At 32.7% G+C, this 2721-nt stretch carries 3 protein-coding genes; all 3 read left to right on the top strand.

What is annotated here, in order from left to right; genetic code table 11:
- The coding region (locus ACT8VG_RS09695) for an ABC transporter permease (RefSeq protein ID WP_444195743.1) at positions 1-679 on the top strand (679 nt) is incomplete at its 5' end.
- 9 nt (positions 680-688) lie between these two features.
- Positions 689-1321, top strand: coding sequence for an ABC transporter ATP-binding protein (locus ACT8VG_RS09700; protein WP_187012608.1), 633 nt, complete (start codon positions 689-691; stop codon positions 1319-1321).
- Positions 1322-1335: 14 nt separating this feature from the next.
- Positions 1336-2709 (top strand): ABC transporter permease, encoded by a 1374-nt coding sequence (locus tag ACT8VG_RS09705; protein ID WP_195921003.1) that lies wholly within the window; start codon positions 1336-1338, stop codon positions 2707-2709.
- The last annotated feature ends 12 nt before the right edge of the window (positions 2710-2721 follow it).

Raw genomic sequence — 2721 nt, forward strand, 5'->3', positions numbered from 1 at the left:
CAATAATAAGAAATATGAGATTATTGGTATTTTTTCTGGTAAGAAACAAGAAAGATATACAGGTTTAACATCAGATTTTAGTGAAAATATGTTGTTTATGGATTATTCTTCACAACAGACAAACAATGTTCATAAAATAATCATGTACTTTGATCATTTAAAGGATACCCGTTTAATGATGAAGCAATTAGAAAAGAATCATCCAGATGATTTTGTTGAAATGGATACGCAGACATATGAGGAAACATTAGAGGCAATTACACATATACAATATATTATAAAAGTGATTGTATGTTCTTTAATTGTTGTTGCACTTGTCGTTCTTTCTTTAATTTTAATTTTATGGTTAAGAGAGAGACTTTATGAAATAGGTATTTTGTTATCAGTAGGATTCCACAAATCGGAAATTCTTGGTCAATTTATTTGTGAATTATTATTTGTTTCAATACCAGCGGCGGTTCTTTCTTTTGGATTAGGTCATATATTCCTGAAATATGTGATCAATGTTTTATTAAAGAATGCATATTCTCTATTACTTGAATATGGATTCAGACAAGAAGGAATGACTTTTATAGGAAGTTATGGGATTCTAGCAGGTGTAATCATCATTTCAGTTATAACGACATGTGGAATGTTTTTAATAAAGAAGCCCCAAGAGATTTTATCAAAAATGAGTTAGGAGATTAATATGACTATATTAGAAATAGATAATGTAAGCTATCGCTATAAGAATACAAGAGAGAATATTTTAGAAGATGTGAATCAGACATTTGAAAGCGGCCAGTTCTATGCCATTATTGGTGCCTCTGGTGCAGGCAAATCAACATTATTGTCATTATTGGCAGGATTAGATGAACCACAAGAGGGACATATTCTTTTTGAACAAGAAGATATTAAACAAAAAGGTTATAGTTATCATCGAAGACATCATATTTCCTTGGTCTTTCAAAATTATAATTTGATTGATTATTTGACACCATTAGAAAATGTGAGATTGGTTGATAAAAAAGCATCTTCCTCAATATTGATCGAATTAGGCTTGAATCCAAATCAGATAAAAAGAAATGTTATGAAACTTTCTGGTGGACAGCAGCAAAGAGTTGCTATTGCACGTGCCTTAGCATCTAAAGCACCTGTCATTCTTGCAGACGAACCAACAGGGAATTTAGATGAGAATACAGCAGATGAAATAATCACAATATTGAAGAAGATGGCGAAAGAACGCAATAAGTGTGTGATTGTTGTGACTCATAGCAAACAACTTGCTCAAAGTGCAGATGTTGTTCTAGAACTTAAGGATAAGAAATTACAGATTGTTTAATGGGAGAGAAGTATATGATCAAAAATGCATGGGCTTATGTAACAAGAAAAAAACTTAAATCACTTATTATGATATCTGTGATTGCAATCATGTCTACATTAGGTGTATTAGGCTTAGCCTTAAAAGATGCCACAGATCTTTCGTCTAAGAAGAGTTTAGGAAATATCACAAATAGTTTTTCAATGGAAATCAATAGACAATATAATCCTGGAACGCCTAGAGGCGGAGGCAATGTAAAAGGACAGGATATTAGCCAGATTGCTCAGTGTAAAGAGATTGATTCTTATGTAAAGAGAATCAATAGTGTAGCGGATTTAGTGGATTATGATATTGTAGAAACACCTGAAACATTGGCTTATCAATCACCTGAAAGAGCAAAAAACTTTAAAAGTACAGTAATGCTTACAGGTGTGAATGATTCTTCAAAAGAAAATAAGTTTGTATCAGGGGCTTATAAATTAGTAGAAGGAGAGCATCTTAAAGCTGGTGATAGAAATAAGATTTTGATGCATAAGGATCTTGCTTTAAAGAATCATTTAAAGGTAGGAGACCATCTTAAAATCAAATCAAATTTATATGATGCGGATAATGAAAAGCAGGCAGATGAGATTGTTGAAGTAGAAATTAAGGGCCTCTTTGATGGGCATAATAAGGGTGGCGCAAGTGCACCCCAGGAACTATATGAAAATACTTTAATCACTGATGTGCATAGTGCAGCACAGGTATATGGTGAAACAGAAAAGACAGCTGTTTATCAAGACGCTACTTTCTTTGTGAAAGGTCAATATGATTTAAAACAGGTCATCAAAGTATTAGAGAAGCTTGATATTGATTGGAGAAATTATGTTCTGATAAATGGTGTTTCTAATTATCCAGCTTTACAGATGTCTATTTCATCTCTATATGGAATGGCCGATAAATTATTTTATGGTGCATTGATTTTTGCTGGAATAGTTGTTGCGCTTCTTCTTATGCTCTGGCTTAATGCAAGAAAGAAAGAAATAGCTATTATGCTTTCGTTAGGTATGACAAAAATGAGAATTTTTGGTCAATTGATGACAGAATTAGTATGGATGATGATACCATCTTATCTTATTGCTTACTTTGTTTCTGGTGCTTTAGCACAGTCATTTGGTCATACAATCTTAAATGGGGTGACAGGAGATATAACTAAACAACTAGCAAGTCAGGGCGTATCAAGTCAATTAGGAGCAGGTGCTGAAGTAGATGGCTTTAATAAGACACTTACGAGTCTGAATGTGCATGTTTCTAGTGATATGATGTTTATTGTTATTGGCTTCATGACAGTTGTACTTATTATGGCGTTGGTGGTTTCTTCATTTAGAATTCTTAAAAATAAGGAAGAATCACTTATTTATACACGTTAACAGATAAATATA

This window comes from Catenibacterium sp., assembly GCF_052354645.1.
Classification (GTDB): domain Bacteria; phylum Bacillota_I; class Bacilli_A; order Erysipelotrichales; family Coprobacillaceae; genus Catenibacterium; species Catenibacterium mitsuoka_A.

Bases quoted from the DNA above. Each gene is read 5' to 3' on its own strand.
- ACT8VG_RS09700 (WP_187012608.1), top strand. From the start codon at position 689: ATGACTATATTAGAAATAGATAATGTAAGCTATCGCTATAAGAATACA.
- ACT8VG_RS09705 (WP_195921003.1), top strand. From the start codon at position 1,336: ATGATCAAAAATGCATGGGCTTATGTAACAAGAAAAAAACTTAAATCA.